Raw genomic sequence first — 25,490 nt, 5'->3', positions numbered from 1 at the left:
CTGTGGGGGAATTGTCTTACTTTAGTAACCGGCAATGAACCCCGTGCGAAACATATCATTACATAAACTGGCTGTATCTGCATTTGTGTTATTCCTGGGCACTACCGCCCTGGCACAAACGCCGGATACTGCCGGGGTCCCCCCCACTGTAAAGCAGCCCGAACTGGGGCCGAATGATACCATCGTTGTACATGCCATGATCATCAACAATGAGCTGGTCCCTTCAGGATTTATGGACTGGTGCTGGATAAAGGCGCCATACCCCAAAGATAAACTGAGGAAGCGGCAGGAATGGACAAGGCTCCGCAATGCCATCTACGTTACCTATCCATATGCAAAGAGAGCTGGCGCGATCATGAACGATATGAACGCCAAACTCGCAAATATCTCCGACAAGGAGGCAAGAAAGAAATACATCAAGAGCCGCGAAGGTGAATTGAAGAAAGAATTTACCAAGCCGTTGTCTGATCTCTCCGTATACCAGGGCAAAGTATTGATGAAGCTCATCAACCGGCAAACCGGTAATAACTGCTACGAGATCATCAAGGAATATAAAGGCGGGTTCACTGCCCGTTGCTATCAGACAGTTGCTTTCTTTTTCAGCAGTAATCTCAAACAGCCATACAATGCCCAGGGCGACGAGCGCGAAATGGAATCCATCGTACTGGAGATGGAGCGGATGTACAGACTTTAACAAGGTGACGCCACTCGCTCGCCTCTGGCGAGTGAGTGCTATTTGTTCGCCTCCCGGCGAACACAGTGTCGCCGGAGGCGACGGAATATAAGTCACTCGCCGGAGGCGAGCGACTGCCAACACGCTGATTATTTACCCGACTTTAATTTTTCGATAGTGCTGGTGGTGGAGAATCCTTCCACGATGGGATTGATCACTACACGGCCACCATTGGCCATCACTTCTTTAGCGCCGGCGATCTGTTCAACGGTATAATCGCCGCCTTTCACCAGTACATCCGGCAATAAAGCTTTGATCAGTTCAAGCGGTGTATCTTCTTCAAAGATCACAACTGCGTCTACCATTACCAGTGAGGCCAGCACCAGTGCGCGGGAATGTTCATCGTTCACAGGTCTTGTGGGGCCTTTGAGCCGTTTACAACTGGCGTCGGAATTGAGGCCAACGATCAGGAAATCCGCTTCCATTGCGGCTTGCGACAAACTGAAGATATGTCCGCGATGGAGGATATCGAAACAACCGTTGGTAAAGGAAACGGTTTTACTGAGCAGTCTCCACTGGGCTATCTGTCGCTTTGCTGTTTCCAGGCTGATGATCCTGGTGTCTATTACCTGAGGTGATTTCATGATCGTCTTTTTGTTTGTTCAGCCAGGGCAGGAGTATGAGGGCAACAACACCGCAGAGCAGCATCTGGAAGAATTGAACAGTCCAGAGCAGCCATCCGAATGCTTGTCCATATGCTTCGTTCAGTCCGTACAGTTTCATCGTTTTCGATACCAGGATGGGGTAGGCGCCGATGCCGCTGGGTGTGATGATCATGGCGATACTTCCGCTGAAAAGTACGGCCATGGAGGCTTTGATGCCGAAGCCGGCAGTTTCTGTGAGGGCATACATTCCAATTTGAACACTCATCAGGTACATGGCCCAGATGAAGAGGCTATGGAAGATGAACCAGCCCTTCTTCTTCACGAAGCGGACGCTGGTGAGTCCCTGCCAGATACCATCGATCACTTTGCGGACCTTCTGGATGAAACCAATATGAGCGAATTTTTTGAATATGAAAATGGCGCCTGCACCGAGTGCGGCAAGGATACCAACGAGGATCAATATGCGCGAAATGGAAATGCCCTGCGTTTTGGAACCGAAAGTATCGGTCATCATCCCGTAGAGGAAATCGCCGATCAGATCGGTTTGGGTGATGATGGTGATCACCATTACGATCACCAGGCAAACCAGGTCGAATGCCCTTTCCGCCACGATGGTGCCCACCATCTTGTCTGCAGGGACCTTCTCATAACGGGCAAGCACAGTGCATTTTAGCACTTCGCCCAGACGGGGTACGGCCAGGTTGGCCATATAGCCGATAAGTACGGCCATATATGTATTGGAGAGACGGGGCTTATAACCCAGCGGCTCCATGAGGATCTTCCAGCGGATGGCGCGGCTCAGGTGACTGGCCAGCAGTGCAATCACTACGGGAAGCAGTAACCAGTAATTGGCGTTGGTAAGGGAATGTTTGATCATTGGCCATTGGTCAGGCTTGATGCTGGCCAGTGACCACCAAACGAGAAAAACCACCAGGGCCAGAATGATTGCGTATTGTATAAGGCTCTTGATCTTCTTGTTCATACGATGCAGACCCTGCTGTGTTTTTTTTACAAGATATTACCTTCCTTCGGAAATACGATCCAGGGTTTGAAAGTTTTTGCCTTTTCAAAATCCATTCTCGCATAGGAAATGATAATAACTGTATCGCCAACGGCACCCTGGCGGGCGGCTGGCCCGTTGAGGCAGCAAACGCCTGAACCCCTTTTACCTTTGATGAGATATGTTTCTATGCGGGTACCGTTATTAACGTTCACCACCTGTATTTTTTCATTCTCAATCATATTGGCTGCTTCCATCAGGTTTTCATCCAGTGTGAGACTGCCTACATAATTGAGGTTAGCTTCTGTAATTACTGCCCTGTGAACCTTAGATTTGAGCACTTCAATATCCATGATCGGTCTGTTTGTTGTTAGGTGTTGGCGGCATTTTTTGAAAACCGCCAATAATAAAACGGCCGCAAGCTAAAAAAGTTTGTTGAATATAAACTAACGAACGATCAATTATCCGTCAATTTCCGTGATAATCATATTGTCTATTAATCGAATATCCCCCAGGAAAGCGGCAACCAGGGCCACCAGCGGCGTTTTGCCATCCCAGGTTTCAACGGGCTCAAGGGTATCTGCATCGCAGATCTCCACATAATCCACTCTGAAGCCCGCCTGTTGCAGTTTTTCTGTTCCGGCTGCTTTAAGAGCGGGGAGGGATTCACCAGACAGATTATCTTTTATGAATTTCAGCGTTCCGGAAATCGCCACTGCTTCGCTGCGCTGGTCTGCACCAAGCCGCATATTGCGGCTGCTCATGGCCAGTCCGCTGCTTTCGCGCACTGTGGGAGAGGGCACCAGCTTTGTTTTCGATCCCATGATGGCCAGTAAACGTTTTACCACCATGCATTGCTGGTAGTCTTTTTGTCCCATGAAAAGTTGATCAGGTTGTACCAGTTTCAGGAGTCGGTACATTACCTGGCAGACACCCTGAAAATGCCCGGGCCGAAATTTTCCTTCCAAAATGGTTTCTAAATAGCCAAGATCGTATTGTTCAAGACTTGTTAAACCCTCCGGGTACATTTCGTTAACGGATGGTAAAAAAAGTATATCCGTGCCTGCTTTTTCCAGCAAAAGGATGTCTTGCTCAAGTGTGTTGGGGTATTTGTCGAAATCCTTCGGGTCATTGAACTGTGTGGGATTTACGAAGATGCTGCAAACCGTGATGTCAGCGTGTTTGCGGCTTTCCGCGATGAGACTGAGATGACCCTCGTGAAGGGCTCCCATGGTGGGTACGAAACCTGAAAGGAGGCCGCGGCTGGCTTGTTGCTTCAAATATTCCTGTAAGCGGGATGCTTGCTTGATAATGATCATTCGTTCTTGTGTTATGGGCTACGGTCCGGCTGTGGAACCTTGTTTAATTAAAAAACCTTAACTTTGCACCCTGTTTTTCAAGGGTGGCTTAAACAATTAATATCATAATGCTGACAAAGAAAAGAATTTTATTTATTGCCAACGAAATGTCTCCTTACCTGGAAATGACTGAATTTTCTGAAACGGTCAATCGTCTGGCGATAAAAGCAAATGAGAATGGTTATGAAGTACGTTGCATTATGCCCCGGTTCGGTGTGATCAATGAGCGTAGACATCGTTTACACGAAGTTGTACGTTTATCAGGGATCAATGTGAGTGTTGATAATGACGATTATCCGCTGCAGATCAAGGTTGCTTCTCTCCCCAATGCCCGCTTGCAGGTTTATTTCCTCGACAATGAAGACCTCTTTAAACGCAAATATATCTTTAATGATGAGCAGGAAAAATGGTTCGACGACAATGGTCTGAGATCTGTTTTCTTCTGTAAAGGCGCACTGGAAACCGTGAAAAAATTCGGTTGGCCGCCGGACATCATTCATTGCAGCGGCTGGATGACCGGCCTGATCCCGCTCTATCAAAAGACAGCATACAAGAAGGAGCCTGTTTTTGCCCACAGCAAAATGATCTACACCATGGGCAACAACACCTTCAAGGAGAAACTGGGCGCTGATTTCCTCAAGATCGCCAATATCAATCCCAACATCAAAGAGAAGGACCTTGAACCTTTCAGGGAAGCCAATAATCTCGCAATGTTCAGAGGTGGCGCTACCTATGCCGATGCCATCACATTCGGGGCAGATAAGGTAGACAAAAAACTGGTGGAGGAATTTGGTAAAGTGAAGGGAAAGAAAGTGTTGACCTATAACGCTGAATCTGATTTAACAGACTATTTACAATTGTATTCCGACCTTGCTAAATAAGCGTCCGAAATTCTGTAACCTACTTTACTTAAATAACTAACCACTGCGTGAATCGGAAAATCTTTGCTTCAGCTATTACGGTTCTTACCGGCATTTTCGTCTATAGTTCCTGTACAAAAGTTGATTCTACTGACCTGGGCAATGATCTGATCCCCGTGGTAGATAATGTTCATACGTTCGAAACCGTGCTGGATGTGGTTACGGACAATTTCCTGTATCCCGATTCCACCAGGACCAACGGAGGTGATCTGCATGCACTCGGTCTGATCGGTAATGATCCCGAATTTGGCGCCACTACCGCCAACATGTACACGGCATTCACTTACGGTTCGCAAAAAGTTCACCCCTTTGTGAACAAAGATTCCGTGGTGATCGATTCAGTGGTGTTATCGCTGGGATATGTAACTGCTTACGGAGATACCAACTCCGTTCAAACAGTGGAAGTATCGCAGATCGACAATTCAACGCCGGGTAATTTCAACGATACCTTTACTTATAAGTTGGACCATCCCCCTTTCCCTGAAATGGGTGGCGTGCGCGGTACAAGGAACTTTGCCATTAAAGACCTGAATGATTCACTGATGTATGTGAATAATGGAACGGATACCATCAAGTCTAATAATCAGCTACGGATCAAACTGGATAATTCTTTTGCGGACCAATTTGTGGATGGCGATACTACCAATATGTATATCAACGACAGTAGTTTCCGATCAAATTTCAGAGGACTGGCCATCAAAATGAGCGCTGCTTCTCCTACAAAGGCAGGACTTGCCTACTTCAACCTGCAGGCGGAAAACAGTCGTTTGACAGTGTATTGCAGGGTTACGGTGAACGGACAGGTGGATACGATCTCCCCTTATTTCCAGGCCAACCCTGTTTATACCGCCAACCTCATTAAGAAAACACCGGCCAATAATTACCTGGCATATCTTAACAATGGCAATCCGGATGATGATAAAGTGTACCTCCAAAGTTCTCCCGGTTCTTTTGCCACTATCAAGATCAAAGGACTGGATACTTTCCAGGCTAAGAACCGTGTGATCCACAGGGCAGAGCTCATAATGGAACAGATTGCATTGCCATCCAATGATACTTACGGACCAGTGCCCTTACTCTTCCTCAACGCCGTGAATGAACTGGGAGATTCATCCATCACCATCCGCAGTGATTTCACCTATACCGGCGACGGCAGCAACAACTATGATGTTGCAGGTTTCGGAGGAGTGTTCCAGACCAACAGGTATGTTTTCAATCTCACCCGTTATATGCAAACCGGGGTATCGAAAGGCTACAGGCTTTATAAAACCCTGCAGGTATATGCTCCCTTCTACACAAGACCCTACCTGGAGCAACCCAATGGGACCGTTTTGGCAATCCCGCCGGGCGCACCATCCTTCAATGTGAATTCACCTGTCGGTTACGGACGGGTAGTGCTCGGAGGTGGTAGTCATCCTACCCAGAAAATGAGGGTCAGAATAATTTATTCCAAAATTTAAGCCTGCCGCTTATATTTGCGGCCTACTAACAATAAAATTCAACATGCCTTATTTATTTACTTCCGAAAGTGTGTCTGAAGGTCATCCTGATAAGGTTGCCGACCAGATTTCCGATGCGTTGATCGATAACTTTCTTGCGTTCGACCCCCAGTCAAAAGTTGCCTGCGAAACACTGGTAACAACAGGTCAGGTGGTGCTGGCAGGTGAAGTGAAATCCTCTGCTTACCTGGATGTTCAGGATATTGCAAGAGGTGTGATCCGTAAGATCGGTTATACCAAGAGCGAATACATGTTCGAAGCGCATTCCTGCGGTGTGCTGTCTGCTATCCATGAGCAGTCTTCAGATATCAATCAGGGTGTAGATAAAAAGAAGAAAGAAGAACAAGGCGCAGGAGACCAGGGCATGATGTTCGGATACGCCACCAATGAAACAGAAGATTATATGCCACTGGCGCTTGACCTGGCACATAAACTCCTGCTGGAACTGGCTGTGCTCCGCCGCGAAGGAAAACAGATCAAATATCTGCGTCCTGACGCCAAGAGCCAGGTAACGCTCGAGTATGACGATAACAACAAACCCGTTCGTATCGACGCTATCGTGATCTCCACCCAGCATGACGATTTCGGTACCGAAGCAAAAATGCAGGAGAAGATCAAGAAGGATATGATCAATATCCTGATCCCGCGTGTAAAAGAAAAATACAAGAAATACGCACACCTCTTTGCAGGTAAGATCAAATACCATATCAACCCCACAGGTAAATTCGTGATCGGCGGACCACACGGAGACACTGGTCTTACAGGCCGCAAGATCATCGTTGATACCTACGGTGGAAAAGGCGCACACGGTGGTGGCGCATTCAGCGGAAAAGATCCTTCCAAAGTGGACCGCTCTGCTGCTTATGCAACCCGCCATATCGCCAAGAACCTGGTTGCTGCCGGTGTTTGCGACGAAGTACTGGTTCAGGTTTCATACGCTATCGGCGTTGCACAACCGATGGGCCTTTACATCAATACCTACGGAACTTCAAAAGTGAAGAAGACAGACGGACAGATCGCAAAGATCGTTTCCGGGCTTTTCGATATGCGTCCTTATTTCATCGAGCAGCGCCTGAAGCTCCGTAACCCCATCTATAGCGAAACTGCAGCTTATGGCCACATGGGCCGTAAACCTGAAGTGGTGGAAAAAACCTTCAGTACGCCTGATGGAAAAACGATCAAGAAAAAAGTGGAGCTCTTCACCTGGGAGAAACTGGACTATGTGAGTAAAGTGAAGAAAGCCTTCGGTATCAAATAATTTTTGTCGGCACAAAAGTAGAAAGCCTCTTCCGTTGTGAAGAGGTTTTTTCGTTTGGTGTGCCCAGTCGCTCGCGTCCCCGCGAGTGACTTTTGTTCCGTCGCCTCCGGCGACACGGTGTTCGCCGGAGGCGAACAAATATGGATCACTCGCCGGGAGGCGAGCGATTGGCCACACGCTGTGCATTCCAGCCGCCACACACGCTGCACATTCCAGCTGCCACACGCTGCACATTCCATTTGCCACACGCTGCACATTCCAATTGCTCCCTGATCGCATTACTTATCTTACTTTTGCGCCATGAATCAATCCGAAAATCCCTGGAAAATTCTTTCCTCGGAAGAAAAATACCTTAACCCCTGGATCAGGGTCACGGAATACAAAGTGATCAATCCATCCGGTGGCAATGGCATTTACGGTAAAGTGGGTTTCAGGAACCTGGCAGTAGGCGTAGTGCCTCTGGATGCCGGGCTCAACACCTGGCTGGTTGGGCAATATCGTTTTACACTCAACCAATACAGCTGGGAAATACCGGAAGGCGGAGCACCCGAAGGCACTGATCCCGTTAGCTCCGCTCACAGGGAACTGCTGGAAGAAACGGGTCTGGTGGCCGGATCCATGGAAAAGATCCTGGAAATGCACTTGTCCAACTCCGTTACTGATGAGTATGGAGTAATTTACCTGGCCAGGGACCTTACCCAACAATCCGCCTGCCCGGAAGAGACCGAGCAATTACAGGTAATCAAATTACCTTTCGAAGAAGTATACAAAATGGTGGAAGATGGCCGTATTACAGACTCCATGTCTGTGGCCGCCATCCTCAAAATAAAACTCATGATCGCAGATGGAAGGATTTCATAGAAGACAGGGACCCGGTATCAAAAAATCACAACTGATCATCGGCAGACAACCGGTTATCGAAGCCATCGAGTCCGGAAGGGCCATCGATAAGATATTCTTTCAGCGTGGTGTTACCGGCGATGCCATCGGCAAGATCAGGACCCTGGCCCGCGATAACAATATTCCCATCCAACAGGTGCCGCCTGAAAAACTGAATGGACTCACCAAAGCCAATCACCAGGGAACTATTGCTATTGCAGGACTGGTACAGTACATGGACCTCCAGCAGGTGATAGATCATATCGTCAGCGCCGGCGATACACCGCTGATGGTAATGCTGGATGGCGTTACCGATGTGCGCAATATCGGCGCTATCGCCAGGACTGCCGTCTGCTGCGGCGCACAGGCACTCATCATTCCTGACAAGGGAGTGGGGGCCCTCAACGAGGAAGCTATCAAGTCCTCCGCAGGAGCCCTGGAAAAAATCCATGTCTGCCGTGTCAACAGCCTCATGAAAGCGGTGGACACACTCCACCTCAATGGCATCAAAGTATACGCCAGCGAAATGACAGCCAATGAAACTGTTTTCGAACTGGAATACCGTGATCCTTGTTGTATCATTGCCGGCAGTGAAGACAAAGGGGTTTTTTCAGGATTACTGAAGATCAGCGACAGCATCTTCAAAATCCCCATGGCAGGGAATTTTGAATCGCTGAACGTTTCCGTGGCCACCGGCATGATCCTGTATGAAGCAATGAAGCAACGTATGCTGAACAAATAGTATCGTTAATACAAATCATTATCCATGTCAACAGTGCACCTCGTAGAATGCCCGCGCGACGCCATGCAGGGCTGGCCCGTGATCATTCCCGTTGAACAAAAGATCGAATACCTGAACAGCCTGCTGCGTGTAGGTTTCCAGACGCTCGACTTCGGCAGTTTCGTTTCTCCCAAAGCGATCCCGCAAATGGCCGATACCAGGTTCGTGATCCCGCAGCTCGACTGGCGCGATACTGATACCAAACTGCTGGCCATCGTTGCCAATCTCCGCGGTGCGCAGGATGCAGTTGAATATGAAGCCGTGCGCTATCTCGGATTTCCTTTCTCTGTCTCCGAAACATTCCAGCAACGCAACACCAATAGCTCCATCAAGCAATCACTGGAAACCGTGGCAGGTATACAACAACTTTGTATCCGCAAACGAAAAAAACTGGTGGTATATCTCTCCATGGGATTCGGAAATCCTTATGGCGATCCCTGGTCTGAACAGATCGTCTTCAAATGGGCAGAACAACTGGTGGAGATGGGCGTAACCATCATTTCTTTGGCCGATACGGTAGGGCTGGCAACGCCGGACCAGGTAGGCACCATCACGGAATATCTTGTGAAATCATTACCGGATACAGAGATCGGTGTACACCTGCATTCCACAGCCGTCAACTGGAAACCCAAGATAGACGCAGCTTTGCAGGCAGGATGCCTTCGCTTCGACGGTGCACTCAAGGGCATCGGCGGCTGCCCCATGGCTAATGATGAGCTGGTAGGAAATATGAATACGGAACTGATGGTCCAACATTTTGAATCACTCGGCATTTTGCCGCCTCTCGATAAAAAAGCATTGGTGGAAAGCCTGCAATTGGCAGACCAGATCTTTACCACTGCGCATAGCTGATACTGTTATGAACTTCATGGTTGATATAAATATTCCTGCGCCGGCCCAGACCGTAGCTTACCAGCAACCCCTCCTGCTGGTGGGATCATGCTTCACCGAGCATATGGGAAACAGCCTGCAGGAAATGAAATTCGAAGTGCTGCAAAATCCTAACGGCATTCTCTTCGACCCCCAAAGCGTGGCTGCCAGCCTGGTTTCTTATGTACAGAATAAGCAGTACAATGAGGATGACCTTTTTTTGTTGAACGAAGTCTGGCAGAGCTGGCAGCACCATAGCCGCTTTTCAGGTATGAACAAAGCTGAAGTGGTGCAAATGATCAATGCCTCACAACAGGCCGCTCATGATTTCCTCAAAAAAGCTGAATGGCTGGTGATTACTCTCGGCAGTTCCTTCAGCTACCGGACTACAGAAGCTGTTCCGGAAGAACAACGCGCCAATGCAGGGCCGGAAGGGGCCGTAGCCAATTGTCATCGTGCGCCTTCGCAGTGGTTCAGGAAACATATGATGACCATCGAAGAAACGAAATCTGTACTGGACAACGCCCTTCACCAGGTACGATACTTCAATCCGAAGATCAAAACCATCTTCACCATATCTCCGGTCAGGCATCTCCGTGATGGAGTGATCGATAACAACCGCAGCAAGGCAAGGCTGCTGGAGGTAGTGCACCACCTGGTGAACAAATTCGACAGACTTTACTATTTCCCTGCTTATGAACTGGTGATAGATGTGCTGCGCGATTACCGCTTCTATGATATCGATATGGCGCATCCGAATTATCCCGCCACTCAGTTTGTGCTGGAAAAATTCATGACAAATTTTGTGGATGAGCCATCTCAGCAACTGGCCGCGGAACTCAGGAAACTGGCCATCGCCCGCAGGCATAAACCTTTTCATCCGCAAACGGAAGCACATCAGAAATTCCTGCAATCGCAATTGATCAAAGCACAGGAGTTGCAAGCGCAGTACCGCTTTCTCGATCTCTCGGATGAGCTGAACTATTTTTCCGGAAAGCTTTGAGTGTGGCCCACAAACACAGGGTGTGCCCAGTCGCTCGCCTCCGGCGAGTGACTTCTATTAGTTCGCCTCCGGCGAACACCGTGTCGCCGGAGGCGACGGAATAAATCTCACTCGCCGGAGGCGAGCGAGTGGTCCCCGATGTTCAGCCACTCAACCATTTTACAGATATCCTGAAATAAATAATGCCGTATCTTTAATACGATGAATGTAATTAGTAAGGCACTGACGATCCCGCTTCATTTACCGGCAAAAGACAATATCCCCGCAGAGGGCATCACGATCCTCGCAGGAGATATTGGCGGAACTAAAACACATCTGGCCCTTTTTCGCGCAACCGCGGATGATGTACAACATCTTCATGACCAGAAATTCAGATCGCCCGCCTATGCCGGTCTTCATGAGATCATTACAGAATTCCTGCAGGTAAAACCCGGGTTAGTCCCGGACAGGATTTGTCTCGGCGTTGCCGGGCCTGTTCTCAACGGTGTGGTGGAGCTTACCAATCTCAACTGGACGCTCAGTGCGAAAGACCTTCAGAGTAAAACCGGTGTGAAAGACATCCGCCTCATCAACGACCTCGAAGCCACGGCCTATGGACTTGCCGCGCTGAAGCCCGATGATTTCCTGACACTCCATGAAGGTAGTCAGCCTGCCCGCGGCAATATTGCCATCCTCGCCCCAGGCACCGGTCTCGGTGAAGCAGGACTCTACTGGAACGGCAAATCCTATTTCCCATTCCCCACAGAAGGCGGACACTGCGATTTTTCACCCAGAACACCCTTCGATTTTGAGCTCAGTCAATACCTTTCCGAACAATATGGCGTTGTAAGTTGGGAGAAAGTGGTGGCCGGACCGGGTATCTACGATATTTACCGGTTCCTCCGCGATGTGAAAAAAGTAGCAGAGCCACAATGGCTTACTGATCTCTGGCCCTCAGAAACACATCCCAGTGCAAGGATCAGCAATACGGCAGCAGAGAACGGCGCTGCCATCTGCGTGGAAACCATGCAGCACTATGTGCGCTATCTGGGCCATGAAGCAGCCAACCTGGTGCTGAAAATGAAAGCCACAGGCGGCCTGTTCCTCGGAGGAGGCATTCCACCCAAGATCAGCGGCTTGCTGCAGCGGGAAAATTTTTATAGTCATTATATGGATAGCGACCGAATGCAACATCTGTTACAAACAGTACCTGTCCGCATCATAAGAAATGAACAGACCGGCCTGCTTGGCGCTGCCTGGTTCGGCGCTTACGGTCAGGTTACATTATAACGAACATCAATAACCGCCTAAAGAGGGTAGAGCATGAAGAGCACTTCTTTTTTTAACCGTACATTCCTGGCAGGCTCCGCTATTTGCCTGCTGTCCATTCCCGCCATAGCACAGAAAAGCAAAGTGGTGGACAATGTAGACCTCGTTTTCCATAACACCACCGGTATGTTGCAGCAGATCCATTACGCGCCACAGCCACTGAATGATCATTTCTCCGGGCAGGTGTTCACGGAATATCTTCAGCAGCTCGATGGCGGCAAAAGGTTCTTCCTCAGAAACGATATTACCCGGTTCAAGGAATTCGAATGGCAGCTCGATGATGAAATGCGCGGCAAAATTGTGCAGTTCTACAAAGTGGTGAACAACGTTTACAAACAACGAGTGAAAGAAGTAGAGCAGATCATCAAAGACCTGCTGGCCCAACCCTTCAGCTTCAATAACGACGAATATTTCAACGACTCTCCCAAAAATATCCTCTACTGCAGGAACAGCGATGAACTGAAAACACGCTGGAAGAACTACCTGAAATACCAGGTGCTGGTGCAGTACGACGATCTGCTGGAACAAAGAAAAAAAGATACAGCCAATCACTTAACAGATGCGCAACTGGAAGCTAAAGCACGCGAAACTGTTGCCCGCATCGAGAAGAGAAGTATGGAAAATATCCTCAAGCTCACCGCTGATGAGGAAGCATTCAATCTTTATCTCAACTCCATCATCAACCTCTATGATCCGCACTCAAGCTACTTCCTGCCGGTTGACCGCCGCGAATTCCAGGAAGGTATGAGCGGGATCTATTACGGTATCGGTGCATTGCTGCAGGAACAAAATGGAAAAGTGAGCATCGCTGAACTGATGATCGGAGGGCCCGCATGGAAATCAGGACAAGTGGAAAAAGGAGATGTACTGGTGAAAGTGCAACAGGGTGGAAGCACCGAAAAGGCTGACCTGGCAGGACTGGCCATGAGCGAAGTGATCAAACTCACCCGCGGTCAGAAAGGCACCACCGTTACCATCACTTTCCGCAAGAATGATGGCTCACTCAAAGACGTTACCATTCAGCGTGAAGCCCTGCAGCTCGAAGACACTTTCGTGAAATCTGCTATCATCAATGATTCTTCCGCGAAGATCGGTTATATCACTTTCCCTAAATTCTATACCAATTTCGGCGATGCCAATGGCAGAAGCTGTGCTACAGATATGGCGCTGGCACTGGAAAAACTCAAAGCGGAAAATGTTGAAGGTATTGTGATCGATATCCGCGACAATACCGGTGGCAGTCTCGGTGAAGTGATCAATATGGTGGGCCTCTTCATCAAGCAGGGGCCTGTAGTGCAGGTGAAAAGTTCTATCGGTACCCCTTATGTGAGTACGGTCAACAATCCTGCAGTGCTTTATGACGGGCCGCTGGTAGTGCTCGTGAATGAAATGAGCGCATCTGCCGCCGAGATCTTTGCAGCCGCCATCCAGGACTATCACCGCGGCATTGTGATTGGAGCTGCCTCCACTTACGGCAAAGGATCTGTTCAACGCGGTTTCGGTGTGGGCGAAACGAAGAACCAGATAGGTCCTGATAATCTCGACCTCGGCACTATTCACATCACCCTGCAAAAATATTATCGCATCACCGGCGCAGCTACACAACTGAAAGGTGTATCCCCTGATATCAAACTCCCTGGCATCTATGAGCCTTACAAGATGCAGGAAAAAGATAATCCTACCGCACTGAAATGGGATACCATTGCCGCCGCACCCTTTGCCCTGAGCAATCATAGTACGGAAGTGAGCAGGACCATTGCTGCTGCCGGGGGCAGGATCGAAAAAGATTCATCACTTCTGGCGCTTCGCAAGAATATTCACTGGCTGCAAAACAGGAGCAACCTGCATTCAATGAAACTGGACAAATACCGTTCGGAGAAAAAGCAATTGCAACAGACCATCGCCACCATCCGTAAACAGTTGATCACTACAGACAGCCTGCCCGTGATCAATACAGCCGATGTGCAGGAAGAACTGAAACACAAAGAGCAATTCCGTAACGACAGCAACAAGGCATGGCTCAACAGCCTGAAGAAAGATCTTTTCCTCAGTGAAGCCATCCTTGTGATGCAAACCTGGTTCAGGAACAGAACAGGACACAGCTGATGCGTTAATTCCAGCCCAATATTTCCAAATAGCGCATACTTTATAACTCATCGACGTCAAAAGCCAGATGAAGAAGCTACTATTACTCATTCCCTGTTTGTTTTTTGTATGGCAGGCTTTTAGTCAGGCTGTTACACATAGTGAAAAAAGTACAGGAAGATTATACGGAAAAGTGATAGATCCAAAGACCGGCAAGGGCGTGGAGGCTGCCAGTATCCGTCTTTACTTCGCAGCCGGGGCCGGTGATAGTCTCGCAGGTGGCATGCTTTCCCGCCAGAATGGCGATTTCTCTATCGATCAGTTACCCGTAAAAGCATCGTATAAACTCCAGATCACCGCTATTGGTTACAAAGAGGTCAATCAAACCGTTTCTTTTCCCCCTGTAAAAGGTAAGGGCGAAGGCCCGGTTGAAAAGGATCTCGGAAATATCAAACTGGAAGCTGAATCTCAAATGCTCAATACTGTTACAGTAGTGGGCACGAAGCCAGCCCTGCAAATGGGAGTGGACCGTAAGATATTCGACGTTGAAAAAAGTCTTACAGCCACCGGCGGTACAGCCATCGATGTGATGAAGAATATCCCCAGTATCAGTGTGGACGTTGATGGTAATGTAGCGCTGCGCAACCGCTCACCACAAATCTTCGTGGATGGCCGTCCAACTATTCTGACACTGGAACAGATTCCCGCAGATAATATCGAGAGAGTGGAACTGATCACCAATCCATCTGCGCAGTTCGATGCCAGCAGTACCGGTGGCGTGATCAATATCATTCTTAAAAAGAACCGTAAACTCGGATTGAACGGACTGGCGTCTGCAGGCGTAGGTACCCCGGGCATCCTGAACGGATCGCTCAACCTGAATCTTCGCCAGAACAAATTCAATTTCTTCGTAAGCGGTAATTATAACAAGAGAGGCGGTATCGCCAAAGGCGAAACTTATCGTACCAACAAAGAGAATGGCGAGCCCAGCAATTATTTCAACCAGTTCTCCCGGGCCGACAGAACAAGGGCTTTTGCCTCAGTGCGTTTCGGCGTGGATTATTTTCTCGACAATCGCAATACGCTTAGCTTCTCGCATAATTTCACGGACGGGAGATTCAGTACCGATGAAAACCAGGACCAGGTGTACCTGACAGCCGCAAAGCTGACTGATCACTTAGGGTATCGTACATCGGATAATGATGCCGATTTCCAGCGTAATCAGTCGCAGTTCCTTTTCAAACATAAATTCGCAAAACCCGGTAAGGAGCTGAATGCCGATGTGAACTATGCCTGGAGCAGGAACAATGATTTCACGCGCATTCTCAATACTTATCAAAACCCCGATGGCAGCCAGTTTGCGCCTGATAACCTCGTACATAATATCGGTAACAGCAAGAACAACCAGGTGACCATCCAGGTGGATTACACAGATCCGAGAGGCGAGGATGCCAAACTGGAAACAGGGATACGCACTTTCATCAACAATTACAGCAGTGTGTTCGATGCGTTGAGCCTCAACAACGGCAATTCCATCAAACTCCCGCTCAGCAATAATTACAAGTACCAGGAAATGATCAATGCCGCTTATTTCACGTATACAGATAAGATCGGCAGCATTGGCTACCAGGTTGGCTTACGCGCAGAGTATTCCAAATTCGACGGCAACCTGGTGGACAGCGCTTTTAAATTCGGTTATGAGTACCCGAAAGACTTCGGCAATCTTTTCAACGCACTTTTCCCCAGCATTTTCCTGAACAAGAAATTAAGTGATGATGATGAATTGCAGTTGAACTATACTCGCAGGATCCGTCGCCCGAACTTCTGGCAGATGAACCCTTTTGTGGATATCAATGATCCTTTGAACCTGCGTCAGGGTAATCCTTCACTTACGCCGGAGTTCACCAATTCCTTCGAGCTGAATTACAATAAGACCTATACCGGTGGTAATTTCCTGGGTGTGCTGTATTATCGTTTATCTACTGATGAGATCACGCAATACAGCGATACCATTACTACCGCGCAATTTGAGCAACTCAATAATGCGGCGGTTGATCCCAATGCGATCCTGAACACTTTCATCAATGCCAACAGTGAGCATAACTGGGGCGCGGAATTTACGCTACAGCAAAAGTTTGGAAACAATTTCGATATTACTCCCACTGTGAATATGCAATACACCAAAGTGAATGCAAAAGTGGAAGAGACCGATCTCAGTAATGAAGGTTTCAACTGGGAAGCCAAGCTCACTACCAATTACAGGATCATCAGTCCGTCGCCTGTATGGAACAAACTCGGGTTCCAGGTGGTGGGTGAATACGAATCGCCCGAAGTGATCCCGCAGGGCAAGCGCAAAGAGCGTTATAGCGTGGATGTGGCTTTGCGCAAGGATTTCCTGAAAGACAACAAAGCCTCTGTAACAATAGCCGTGAATGATGTTTTCAACTCGCACCGCTTCGGCGCCATCTATGATACTGAAAATTTCTACCAGGACTTCTATAGAAGAAGGAATGTGCGCTCCGCCAGGATCACCTTCACCTGGAAATTCGGTAAGAGTGATTTCAACCTCTTCAAGAAAGAAAGAGGTAACGGGGGAGGAGAGGAGATGTTCCGGGATTCCTAGATTTTTGTATTTTGGGGGGTATGAATACTTCTTTACCTTCTTGTGGCTGATGGCGATTAGTCAGCAACAGATTTCTGCGCAGGGAAGGCTGTTGAGGCTCGGAAAGGAAGATTGTTTTTTCGGATTAAGGGTTGAAACCAGTCATTTTTTTTGCCTAATTAAAAATCTTTAAATTTGTTAGGGCAAGCGGCCAAGCTGCTAAAATGGACAATATAAATATCATAACAAGGAGGCTGGAGGGGCTAATAAGTCTCTTAGAAAAGGACACAATTTATCTCGATGATTTAAGGGATGAATTTCGTCCCGACCTACAAAAATTTATTATAGGTGAGACATTGTCTATGCGGAGCGGAAAACCGGTGATAGGGAAATATCTTTATAGAAAATGGATTACCAAAATAAGTAAGATAGGATTTGACTACGAAATCGATTTCAAGAAATGAGCATTGAAGAAAAATTAAGTTTGATTGATTCGGAAAATGCCGAATTGAATAAGTTTAATTCATTAAAGGAATGGGATGATGACTTCTTCAAAAAAGTCAAATGGGATTTTACCTACAATTCAAATAAATTAGAAGGAAACACTCTTACTTATGGTCAGACAATTAAATTGCTAAGAGAACTTATAACTCCCCAAAATGCTTCTTTACGGGATGTATTGGATATGGTGAGTCATCAAAAAATCCTTGACACTGTTTTCAATAACTATCGATCACAACAGATTTCCGAGGAAAAGATTAAGGCATTGCACAGGGAATTAATGAAGTCTCCCTCGCAATGGGTTGAAGAGGGACTTTATAGTCCTGGATTATATAAGTCATTTGAAAATATGACGGTCAGGGCTTCCGGAAAGATACACTACTATTTGCCTCCAAATAAAGTTTCTCAGGCCATGGAATCTCTTATTGAAAAAACGAATCAATCTTTGGAGAGTCCCAGGGAACATGCGTTAATTATTGCTACCAGGTTTCATCAACAGTTTCTCAATGTTATTCATCCTTTCAGTGATGGTAATGGCAGAATTGGAAGGATATTAATGAATCTTATCCTGATGAAAAAAAAGTATCCACCAGTTTTTATAAAACCTGTGGACCGCAATTCATACCTGTCGATATTTGAATTGTCTGATAATGAGCTTGAACCAATGTTAGACTTTATGGCCGATAGACTATTAGAAAGTCTTGAGGAAAAAAAACAGTTTTTGAAGACGCTTTAGGGCGATAGTTGAAACCAGCCCACATCATCAAAAAGGTATCCCCAAATTAATATAGCTCTGTACTCTCTTCGTCTGATCACAATACATTGCCGAGATCTCCAGCGGCCCCAATGCAAAATTATATGCAAACGTCAATGCATAACCGGAGAAGAAATCCGGATAATCGAAATACTCACTTTTTGTGAATAGATTATTGAACAGCACATTGGCTCTTGCAGTGATATAGGTATTGCTGAACATCATCACGCGTGCGCCGCCCTGAAGTGCAACCAGGCTGGGGCTGTAGATAGTGCCTTCCTGCAATCCTGCAAATGTAACCTGGTTGCGGAATGTTTTGGTGAGTCCTCCCACAATGAATTCGTTCAACACATTTTGTTCATATCCGAAATTGGCGCCTCCCTGAACGTTGATCAAGCCTGTGGTTCTGCGGCTGAAAGGAATATAGCTTTCTAAATTGGCTGTGACCCTCGGATAGGAATCGCCTGAGATCATGTCTTCCGTGGCAGGAATGGTTTGATCGCCAACAATGAATTTGATGCGTGGGCTCTGCCTGGAAACATACCCAGCCTCGGCTTCAAACTTCACGCCCCTGCGGGGATATACGGCTTTATCAAGTGAATTGTGTGCTAAATAGGCGAAATTGGTGACCCAGCTGTTACTTCCCTTGAAATTGAAATCAGTTGAGATGGTGGGTGTATATCGAACCCAATCCCAGCGAGAACCTACACCGATAGAGAAAGTCCGTTTGGCAGAGAACTGGAACCGGCCACCCGTGCGGAAGAGGTTCTGTTTATACAACCCGTCCTGTTTGTATTTGTCGTAGGTGTAAGTGGCTACATCGAAGCGGTCGAATTGTAGATCGGCGATGAGCGCAAAGTTCTTGAGTCTTCCGAAATATTGCAGATGCTCACCTTTCACGCGCATGCTCTCGCCGATATTGAGCGATACCATGCTGCGCGAGTTTGTGAAGAAGAAGTTCCTTGTCGTAAGATTGGCGATCACACCGATGCCGCTGAAGCGATTGTAATGCAGGCCCAGTTTCGCAAAGGTTAGTGGGTTCTCCGTAACATCGAAAATGATCCGGGCAGTGCCATCGGGCTGTGCTTCCAGTGAATAGGTTACGCGTTTGTAGTAGCGTGTGCCAACTGCCTGACGGATCATATTGGCCAGTCGTTTCGCTGAATAATTTTGGTTGGTAACAAAGTTCATGGTATGCGTGAAGAAGTCGGGAGAAGTTTTCTCCGTTCCTCTTACTTCATAGGAACTGATCTTCACATGGTCAACATGCGGAAGACGGTTGGTTGTTGGAAGTTCAGCTCCGTAGATGGCGTCCAGAGAATCTTTCAGTTGTTTGAGACGCGGATAGAGCGCCCTTCCTTCTTCGATCCCCAGGTTGATGATGGCGCCGGCATCGGAGAAGCTGCCCATGCTGAACTTATCCATTTTGAAAGGGATGTAAATATCACATTGTGGCACTTCATGTTTATTGTCTTCCGCTTCGCGAAAGAATGCCACCTGCATCAGGATCTGGAAGGCGTTCCGCACTTTATCGGAAGGAAGTAGGCCGCTGGCCACATTGCTGCCGATCACATAATCGGCGCCCATTTCCTTTACATCGCGAACAGGGAAATTGCGGATAAGGCCGCCATCAATCAGTCTCTTGCCATTGTAGTCAACCGCTGTGAACACGGAGGGGATGGCCATACTGCTACGGATAGCCGAAACTATCTCGCCTTCTTTCATCACTACTGCTTCTCCATTGCCTACATCCGTTCCGATACAACGGAAAGGGATACTGAAATGATCGAAGTTCTTGATATTGTAAACAGGGAAAAAGAGCTCGGAGAATTTGATCCAGAGTTCCTGGCCTTCCAGTACGCCGCTGGGCAGGCGGAACCGGTGGTTCACCCAGGGAAGCTCGAGGATGTATTTCGAATATTCGTCTTTTTCTTCCATGAAGATGCTGCGGAGGGAGCTTTGATTACTGAGGAGCAGGTCCCAGTCGATACTCCTGGCGATCTTTTCGATGCTGTCTGCAGAATATCCGATAGAGTAGAGGCTGCCGATGATACTGCCCATACTGGTACCTGTTATATAGTCCACTTTGATACCGGCGGAATCGATGGCTTTGAGGATGCCGATATGCGCCAGTCCTTTAGCGCCACCACCACTGAGGGTGACGCCGATTTTCGGGCGTCCGGTGCGGGTCTGGGACTGGGCTAACAACAACGAACATACGCAGATTATCGTCAGCACGAATTTCCTGGCTAAGAGTTTCCACAGCATATCACCAATTTAAGAAGGAATGGGTAACCTTCAATGTACGGATGGCGAAAAATTTATGTTATTTATTCGCCTGTTCCTCCAGTTCCATCACTTTCTCGAATGCGGTCTCATATTGAACATTCAGGTCTTTCAGTGATGCATTGATGGTTTTGAGACTGCTTTCCGTTTCTATGAATTTGTTTTTATCTCCATATGTAGATGGATCGGCCAAAAGGGCTTCTTTTTCAGACTTCTGCTTGTTGAGGGCATCGATCTTCTGTTCCAGCTCACTGAGCGCCTTCTGTTGTTTCTGCAGTTCCTTCTTCAGTTCCTTGTTGATAGGTGCGTTCACCACGGGTTTTGCTGCCACGGGCTCGGGTTTGGGAGCAGGGGCGGGTTCGGTTTTTTTCTCCTGTTTTTTTTCGGTCTGACCTTTGCTTCCGGCAGCATTGCGCGCCATTCTTTCTTTCCATTCCACCCATTCTTCATAACCGCCGTCGAATACCTTGATGGCATGGTCGTCTATCTCCCAGATCTTATTGGCAACTTTGGAAATGAAATACCTGTCGTGGCTCACCATGATGATGGTGCCCTGGTAGCGATTGAGTGAATCGATCAGCAGATCAACCGAGTGCATGTCAAGGTGGTTGGTGGGCTCATCCAGCATGAGGAAATTGGCCTTGCTCACGATGGTTTTGGCGAGGGCCACACGGGCTTTCTCACCACCGCTGAGTACTTTGATCTTTTTGTCTGCATCGTCTCCGCTGAAGAGGAAACAACCGAGCAACGTGCGCAGTTCCAGTTCTGTTTTCTGCGCGCCGCAGGTTTTCATTTCATCCAGTACGGTATTGTTGAGATCGAGCGATTCCAGCTGGTGCTGTGCATAGAAACTTTCTTCCACGTTATGGCCCCAGCGGCGGTCACCTTCGAATGGTTCGATGCCTGCGATGATGCGCAACAATGTTGATTTACCCTTTCCGTTGGCGCCGATCAGCGCGATCTTATCGCCCCGGTCTATTTCTGCAGCCGTATGTTCAACAATGGTATTGTCGCCGAATTTCTTTGTAATATCTTTCAACTCCACCAGCACTTTACCGGGTATTTTGTCTACCTGGAAATTGATGCGGATATCAGGGCGCTCGATGATCACTTCTTCCACACGCTCGAGTCTGTCGAGACGTTTCACGATACTCTGCGCCTGTGCGGCTTTCGAAGCCTTGGCCTTGAAACGTTCGATAAATCTTTCCTGCTGGCGGATATAATCCTGCTGGTTCTCGTAAGCCCGTTGTTGCAATTCAGTACGGATCTCTTTTTCTTTCTGGAAGAAATCGTAGTTACCGTTGTAAATATGCAGTTGACGCTGGTAAACTTCCACGATCTTGGTGACCATTCGGTTCAGGAAATATTTATCGTGGCTCACGATCACTACGGAACCCTGGTAATGCACCAGGTATTTTTCCAGCCATTCGATGGAGGGAAGATCGAGGTGGTTGGTAGGTTCGTCCAACAGCAGCAGGTCCGGCGCCATAAGGATCATCTTGGCCAGGAGCACACGCATCCGCCAGCCACCGGAAAACTCTTTGTAGGGGCGTTGAAGAGAGGCATTGTCGAAACCGAGGCCCTGCAATACTTCTTCAGTCCGGTGGTGAATGGTGTAGCCGTCCAGGGTGTCCATTTCATGGAGCCTGTCTGTATAAGCGATGAGGGTGGTTTCGTCCCCGGTCTTTTCCAGTTCGATGCCCAGTTCTTCGATCTCCTTTTCCAGTTGCAGCACGCGCTCGAAAGCGCCAAGCGCCACCTGGAGGATGCTTTCATTGGTGTCGAAGCTCAGGAGGTCCTGGTGCAGGTAGCCGATTGTGGTGGTGCGGCTTCTTTCAACGGTGCCTTCAGAAGGGGAATACTGTCCAACCAGCAGTTTGAGCAAAGTAGATTTCCCGGTTCCATTGAATCCTACCAGCCCGATGCGTTCATTGGGCTGAATATGCCAGGTGGCATTTTCAAAAAGGATCCTCGCTCCAAATTCAAATGTTACATTTGTCAGTCCTGCCAGCATAAAGATGTTACTTTTTACGCCGCAAAAGTAACACAATCATGGCGTAACATGCAGAAATGTTACCTTTGAGAAATTTTTATTCTGATGAAAAAAGGAGTACTCGTAATTCTGGTCCTGGTGATCCTCGGCATTGCTGGATGGATGATCTGGGGCGGTAGCAAAGAAACCAGGCCCGAAGAAAAGCAAAAACCACTCAAACTGGCTGAAAATACCAATGCCTTCAACAGTTCCTTCGGTGTGATGCTTGATGCCTATTTCAAGCTGAAAGACGCGCTGGTGGCCAGCGATACCGCTAAAGCCTCCGCAGCCGCAATGGAACTGGCAACCGCTGCCGACAGCCTGAAAATTGATGAGATCAAGGCCGATACGATGGGAGTACTCAAACTTACGGCACAGGAATATGCCGGCACTATCAACGGCTCAGCAAAAGGACTGGCAGGCGAGAAGACCCTCGAAGCCAAGCGCCAGGAATTCAAAATGATCACCGATGCGCTCTATGTGCTCTTCCAGACCGTTCGCTACAATGAACAGAAAATATACTGGATCCATTGCCCCATGGCTTTCAACAATACAGGCGCCTACTGGATCAACCAGGATTCCACCGTTCGCAATCCTTATTTTGGCGACAAGATGCTCACCTGTGGAACAGTGGAAGGCCAACTGGACTTTACCCAACAATAATATGTGAAATCAGCCCTGTTCCTGGTATATGCTCTGATGACCTCACTGGCAGCCTTAACGCAAACAAAATATACGTTGAGCGGATTTGTGAGAGATTCCCTGTCAGGTGAATCCCTGATCGGAGCTACTGTTCAGGTGCAGGACGATGGTTCGGTTTCCAGCAATCAATACGGATTCTATTCCCTCACTTTACCCGCGGGGAATTATACCATACTCGTTTCTTTTGCAGGCTACCAGTTGCAGCAGTTGAACCTGAAACTGGATAGAAATATCAGTCAGCATTTTCAACTGCTGCCACGCGGCGTTTTGCAGGAAGTGATAGTCAGTTCCAAAAGAAAGGACGATAATGTGATGAATGCCCAGATGGGCAGGATCGATCTCAGCATGCAGCAGGTGAAAGCAGTGCCTGTGTTGCTCGGAGAAGTGGACCTCCTCAAAACACTGCAACTTTTACCCGGCGTGCGCAATGCAGGCGAAGGAAATACCGGCATGTACGTGCGCGGCGGCGGCCCTGATCAGAACCTCATTCTGCTGGATGACGCTATCGTATACAACACCGGTCATCTCTTCGGTTTCTTTTCTATTTTCAACAGTGATGCCATAAAAAATATTTCGCTGATCAAAGGAGGTATGCCCGCGCAATACGGAGGCAGGCTCAGTTCCGTGCTGGACATTGCCATGAAAGAAGGTAATATGAAACACTGGGAAGTGGAAGGAGGTATCGGCGCCATTGCATCGAGAATAAGTGTACAGGGACCATTGAAAAAAGATAAAGCTAGCTTCATCATTTCAGCACGCCGTACCTATGTAGACATGCTGGTGAAGCCCTTCATCAAAAAGAGCAGCAATTATCATGGATCAGGATATTATTTCTACGACCTGAACATGAAGGCGAACTATAAATTCTCGGATAAGGACCGCCTTTATCTCAGCGGTTATTTCGGAAGGGATGTTTTCGATTTCAGAAGTGCGCAGCGCGCATTCAGCGCCAATATCCCCTGGGGCAATTCCACTGCCACATTGCGATGGAACCATGTGTTCAACCGGAAATTATTCGCCAACACAACACTCGTATACAATGATTACAAATTCGCCTTCGGCGCTTCGCAGAATGATTTTGCATTGAACCTTTCATCCGGTATCCGGGATCTCACCGGTAAATTCGATCTCGATTTCTATCCTTCGCCTGTGCATAAGATGAAGATGGGATTCATGTACACCAGGCATCGCTTCACACCCAATATCCTCACCGGCAATCAGGGGGAAACTGACCTGGAACCCAATAACGAAAGCCCTAAATACGCTATCGAAACAGGCGTTTATGTTCAGGACGACTGGGCCATCAGTGATCGCCTGCAGGCCAGCGCCGGCCTTCGTTTCAGCAGCTTCACGCAAACGGGGCCTTACAAAATATTTCAAACCGATGAGGACGGTAACAAACTCGACAGTACTGTTTTCGGCAAGGGCAAAACTGTAAAAACATACGGAGGATTGGAGCCGCGGCTCACCCTTCGATATACCATCGATGATGCTACCAGCATCAAGGCTTCCGCCGGCAGGAACCTTCAATATATCCATCTCGTCAGCAATGCGGGTTCCACGCTGCCTACGGATCTCTGGGTGCCCAGTACCTACCGCGTGCGGCCACAGATCAGCTGGCAATATGCAGTAGGATTGTTCCGCAATTTCAACAACAATATGTTCGAGACTTCAGTGGAGCTCTATTATAAAAAAATGGAAAACCAGATCGAATACGGTGAGGGATATACGCCGAGCCTGAAAGATCCGGAAAGTGAATTCGTATTCGGGAAGGGATGGAGCTATGGTTCGGAATTCTTTTTCAATAAAACAAGGGGAAAGCTCACCGGCTGGCTGGGGTATACGCTCAGCTACACCTGGCGGCAGTTCCCCGGCCTCAATGATGGAGAAAAATACCCGGCCAAATATGATCGAAGGCATGATCTCTCTGTTGTGGGCATGTACCAGGTGAACCCCAGGTGGAAGCTATCCGGTGTGTTCGTATATGGCACCGGCAATGCCACTACTTTGCCTGAAAGATTTTACGTGGTGAGCGGTGTGCTTACCCAGGAATATGGGAAATTAAACACTTACAGGCTGCCTGCCTATCATCGTCTCGATCTTTCGGCAACGCTCACCCCAAAAAAGAAGGCTGGGCAAAAATGGGAGCAAAACTGGGTGTTCAGTATCTATAATGTGTATAGCAGGCTCAATCCTTATTTCATTTATTTCGACCAGGAAGGCAGCGCCTACAGTGGCGAGCTGAGCATCCAGCCAAAACAGGTTTCCCTGTTCCCCATCATACCCGCGGTGACCTGGAACTTCAAATTCTGAT

Annotated in this window: 20 protein-coding genes; 14 read left to right on the top strand and 6 right to left on the bottom strand. The window is 48.0% G+C overall.

Annotated features, from left to right (window positions below):
• Positions 1 to 34: 34 nt before the first annotated feature.
• Positions 35 to 694, top strand: coding sequence for a DUF4294 domain-containing protein (locus tag D9Y29_RS04930; RefSeq protein WP_127125591.1), 660 nt, complete (start codon positions 35 to 37; stop codon positions 692 to 694).
• 128 nt (positions 695 to 822) lie between these two features.
• Here D9Y29_RS04930 and rfaE2 read toward each other — a convergent pair whose 3' ends face one another.
• The 4 genes from rfaE2 to panC all read right to left on the bottom strand — a co-directional run bounded on the left by rfaE2 (position 823) and on the right by panC (position 3,657).
• The gene (gene rfaE2 / locus D9Y29_RS04925) at positions 823 to 1,317 is read right to left on the bottom strand and encodes a D-glycero-beta-D-manno-heptose 1-phosphate adenylyltransferase (RefSeq protein WP_127125589.1); all 495 of its coding nucleotides are present in this window, start codon (positions 1,315 to 1,317) and stop codon (positions 823 to 825) included.
• Positions 1,232 to 2,320, bottom strand: a complete 1,089-nt coding sequence (locus D9Y29_RS04920; RefSeq protein ID WP_127125587.1) for a lysylphosphatidylglycerol synthase transmembrane domain-containing protein — start codon at positions 2,318 to 2,320, stop codon at positions 1,232 to 1,234. Before D9Y29_RS04920 ends, rfaE2 begins: the two co-directional genes overlap by 86 nt.
• Positions 2,321 to 2,346: 26 nt before the next feature.
• Positions 2,347 to 2,691, bottom strand: coding sequence for an aspartate 1-decarboxylase (gene panD, locus D9Y29_RS04915; protein ID WP_127125585.1), 345 nt, complete (start codon positions 2,689 to 2,691; stop codon positions 2,347 to 2,349).
• A gap of 108 nt (positions 2,692 to 2,799) precedes the next feature.
• Positions 2,800 to 3,657, bottom strand: a complete 858-nt coding sequence (panC, locus tag D9Y29_RS04910) for a pantoate--beta-alanine ligase (protein ID WP_127125583.1) — start codon at positions 3,655 to 3,657, stop codon at positions 2,800 to 2,802.
• A gap of 107 nt (positions 3,658 to 3,764) precedes the next feature.
• Here panC and D9Y29_RS04905 point away from each other — a divergent pair, with 107 nt between their 5' ends.
• The 11 genes from D9Y29_RS04905 to D9Y29_RS04855 all read left to right on the top strand — a co-directional run bounded on the left by D9Y29_RS04905 (position 3,765) and on the right by D9Y29_RS04855 (position 18,138).
• Complete coding sequence (locus D9Y29_RS04905; RefSeq protein WP_127125581.1) at positions 3,765 to 4,577, top strand: glycogen/starch synthase; 813 nt, start codon at positions 3,765 to 3,767, stop codon at positions 4,575 to 4,577.
• Positions 4,578 to 4,624: 47 nt separating this feature from the next.
• The gene (locus tag D9Y29_RS04900) at positions 4,625 to 6,076 is read left to right on the top strand and encodes a DUF4270 family protein (RefSeq protein WP_164735260.1); all 1,452 of its coding nucleotides are present in this window, start codon (positions 4,625 to 4,627) and stop codon (positions 6,074 to 6,076) included.
• A 43-nt stretch (positions 6,077 to 6,119) separates the two neighbouring features.
• Complete coding sequence (gene metK, locus D9Y29_RS04895) at positions 6,120 to 7,373, top strand: methionine adenosyltransferase (RefSeq protein ID WP_127125577.1); 1,254 nt, start codon at positions 6,120 to 6,122, stop codon at positions 7,371 to 7,373.
• Positions 7,374 to 7,673: 300 nt separating this feature from the next.
• A complete protein-coding gene (locus D9Y29_RS04890; RefSeq protein ID WP_127125575.1) occupies positions 7,674 to 8,234 on the top strand; it encodes an NUDIX domain-containing protein in 561 nt (186 codons plus the stop codon).
• On the top strand, positions 8,218 to 8,994 hold the full coding sequence (gene rlmB / locus D9Y29_RS04885) for a 23S rRNA (guanosine(2251)-2'-O)-methyltransferase RlmB (protein ID WP_127125573.1): 777 nt from the start codon (positions 8,218 to 8,220) through the stop codon (positions 8,992 to 8,994). Before D9Y29_RS04890 ends, rlmB begins: the two co-directional genes overlap by 17 nt.
• A 24-nt stretch (positions 8,995 to 9,018) precedes the next feature.
• Positions 9,019 to 9,885: a hydroxymethylglutaryl-CoA lyase gene (locus tag D9Y29_RS04880; RefSeq protein WP_127125571.1), complete on the top strand. Its 867-nt coding sequence runs from the start codon at positions 9,019 to 9,021 to the stop codon at positions 9,883 to 9,885.
• 7 nt (positions 9,886 to 9,892) lie between these two features.
• Positions 9,893 to 10,906 (top strand): GSCFA domain-containing protein, encoded by a 1,014-nt coding sequence (locus D9Y29_RS04875; RefSeq protein ID WP_127125569.1) that lies wholly within the window; start codon positions 9,893 to 9,895, stop codon positions 10,904 to 10,906.
• Positions 10,907 to 11,107: 201 nt separating this feature from the next.
• Complete coding sequence (gene glk / locus D9Y29_RS04870) at positions 11,108 to 12,175, top strand: glucokinase (RefSeq protein WP_164735259.1); 1,068 nt, start codon at positions 11,108 to 11,110, stop codon at positions 12,173 to 12,175.
• A 33-nt stretch (positions 12,176 to 12,208) separates the two neighbouring features.
• Entirely contained in the window at positions 12,209 to 14,320 is a 2,112-nt protein-coding gene (locus D9Y29_RS04865) for a carboxy terminal-processing peptidase (protein WP_127125567.1), read from the top strand.
• Positions 14,321 to 14,387: 67 nt separating this feature from the next.
• Complete coding sequence (locus D9Y29_RS04860; protein WP_127125565.1) at positions 14,388 to 16,922, top strand: TonB-dependent receptor; 2,535 nt, start codon at positions 14,388 to 14,390, stop codon at positions 16,920 to 16,922.
• Positions 16,923 to 17,361: 439 nt separating this feature from the next.
• Entirely contained in the window at positions 17,362 to 18,138 is a 777-nt protein-coding gene (locus tag D9Y29_RS04855; protein WP_127125563.1) for a Fic family protein, read from the top strand.
• 27 nt (positions 18,139 to 18,165) lie between these two features.
• Here the strand turns inward: D9Y29_RS04855 and D9Y29_RS04850 are convergent, their stop codons facing one another.
• Together D9Y29_RS04850 and D9Y29_RS04845 are read right to left on the bottom strand one after the other, a co-directional pair.
• Positions 18,166 to 20,424, bottom strand: a complete 2,259-nt coding sequence (locus D9Y29_RS04850) for a patatin-like phospholipase family protein (RefSeq protein WP_127125561.1) — start codon at positions 20,422 to 20,424, stop codon at positions 18,166 to 18,168.
• 58 nt (positions 20,425 to 20,482) lie between these two features.
• Positions 20,483 to 22,456, bottom strand: a complete 1,974-nt coding sequence (locus D9Y29_RS04845) for an ABC-F family ATP-binding cassette domain-containing protein (protein ID WP_127125559.1) — start codon at positions 22,454 to 22,456, stop codon at positions 20,483 to 20,485.
• Positions 22,457 to 22,540: 84 nt separating this feature from the next.
• Between D9Y29_RS04845 and D9Y29_RS04840 the strand changes: the two genes are divergently transcribed.
• The gene (locus D9Y29_RS04840; RefSeq protein WP_127125557.1) at positions 22,541 to 23,137 is read left to right on the top strand and encodes a DUF3347 domain-containing protein; all 597 of its coding nucleotides are present in this window, start codon (positions 22,541 to 22,543) and stop codon (positions 23,135 to 23,137) included.
• A 3-nt stretch (positions 23,138 to 23,140) separates the two neighbouring features.
• On the top strand, positions 23,141 to 25,489 hold the full coding sequence (locus tag D9Y29_RS04835; RefSeq protein ID WP_127125555.1) for a TonB-dependent receptor: 2,349 nt from the start codon (positions 23,141 to 23,143) through the stop codon (positions 25,487 to 25,489).
• The last annotated feature ends 1 nt before the right edge of the window (position 25,490 follow it).

It is taken from the genome of Pseudoflavitalea rhizosphaerae (genome assembly GCF_003991355.1).
GTDB lineage: Bacteria > Bacteroidota > Bacteroidia > Chitinophagales > Chitinophagaceae > Pseudobacter > Pseudobacter rhizosphaerae.
The sequence above is the reverse complement of the archived record's forward strand: the minus strand, read 5'-3'. Positions and strand labels throughout refer to the sequence as shown.

What these genes read in the sequence shown, in the direction of transcription:
- D9Y29_RS04930 (WP_127125591.1), top strand. Translation starts at nt 35, where the DNA reads ATGAACCCCGTGCGAAACATATCATTACATAAACTGGCTGTATCTGCA.
- rfaE2 (WP_127125589.1), bottom strand. Translation starts at nt 1,317, where the DNA reads ATGAAATCACCTCAGGTAATAGACACCAGGATCATCAGCCTGGAAACA.
- D9Y29_RS04920 (WP_127125587.1), bottom strand. Translation starts at nt 2,320, where the DNA reads ATGAACAAGAAGATCAAGAGCCTTATACAATACGCAATCATTCTGGCC.
- panD (WP_127125585.1), bottom strand. Translation starts at nt 2,691, where the DNA reads ATGGATATTGAAGTGCTCAAATCTAAGGTTCACAGGGCAGTAATTACA.
- panC (WP_127125583.1), bottom strand. Translation starts at nt 3,657, where the DNA reads ATGATCATTATCAAGCAAGCATCCCGCTTACAGGAATATTTGAAGCAA.
- D9Y29_RS04905 (WP_127125581.1), top strand. Translation starts at nt 3,765, where the DNA reads ATGCTGACAAAGAAAAGAATTTTATTTATTGCCAACGAAATGTCTCCT.
- metK (WP_127125577.1), top strand. Translation starts at nt 6,120, where the DNA reads ATGCCTTATTTATTTACTTCCGAAAGTGTGTCTGAAGGTCATCCTGAT.
- D9Y29_RS04890 (WP_127125575.1), top strand. Translation starts at nt 7,674, where the DNA reads ATGAATCAATCCGAAAATCCCTGGAAAATTCTTTCCTCGGAAGAAAAA.
- rlmB (WP_127125573.1), top strand. Translation starts at nt 8,218, where the DNA reads ATGGAAGGATTTCATAGAAGACAGGGACCCGGTATCAAAAAATCACAA.
- D9Y29_RS04880 (WP_127125571.1), top strand. Translation starts at nt 9,019, where the DNA reads ATGTCAACAGTGCACCTCGTAGAATGCCCGCGCGACGCCATGCAGGGC.
- D9Y29_RS04875 (WP_127125569.1), top strand. Translation starts at nt 9,893, where the DNA reads ATGAACTTCATGGTTGATATAAATATTCCTGCGCCGGCCCAGACCGTA.
- glk (WP_164735259.1), top strand. Translation starts at nt 11,108, where the DNA reads ATGAATGTAATTAGTAAGGCACTGACGATCCCGCTTCATTTACCGGCA.
- D9Y29_RS04865 (WP_127125567.1), top strand. Translation starts at nt 12,209, where the DNA reads ATGAAGAGCACTTCTTTTTTTAACCGTACATTCCTGGCAGGCTCCGCT.
- D9Y29_RS04860 (WP_127125565.1), top strand. Translation starts at nt 14,388, where the DNA reads ATGAAGAAGCTACTATTACTCATTCCCTGTTTGTTTTTTGTATGGCAG.
- D9Y29_RS04855 (WP_127125563.1), top strand. Translation starts at nt 17,362, where the DNA reads ATGAGCATTGAAGAAAAATTAAGTTTGATTGATTCGGAAAATGCCGAA.
- D9Y29_RS04850 (WP_127125561.1), bottom strand. Translation starts at nt 20,424, where the DNA reads ATGCTGTGGAAACTCTTAGCCAGGAAATTCGTGCTGACGATAATCTGC.
- D9Y29_RS04845 (WP_127125559.1), bottom strand. Translation starts at nt 22,456, where the DNA reads ATGCTGGCAGGACTGACAAATGTAACATTTGAATTTGGAGCGAGGATC.
- D9Y29_RS04840 (WP_127125557.1), top strand. Translation starts at nt 22,541, where the DNA reads ATGAAAAAAGGAGTACTCGTAATTCTGGTCCTGGTGATCCTCGGCATT.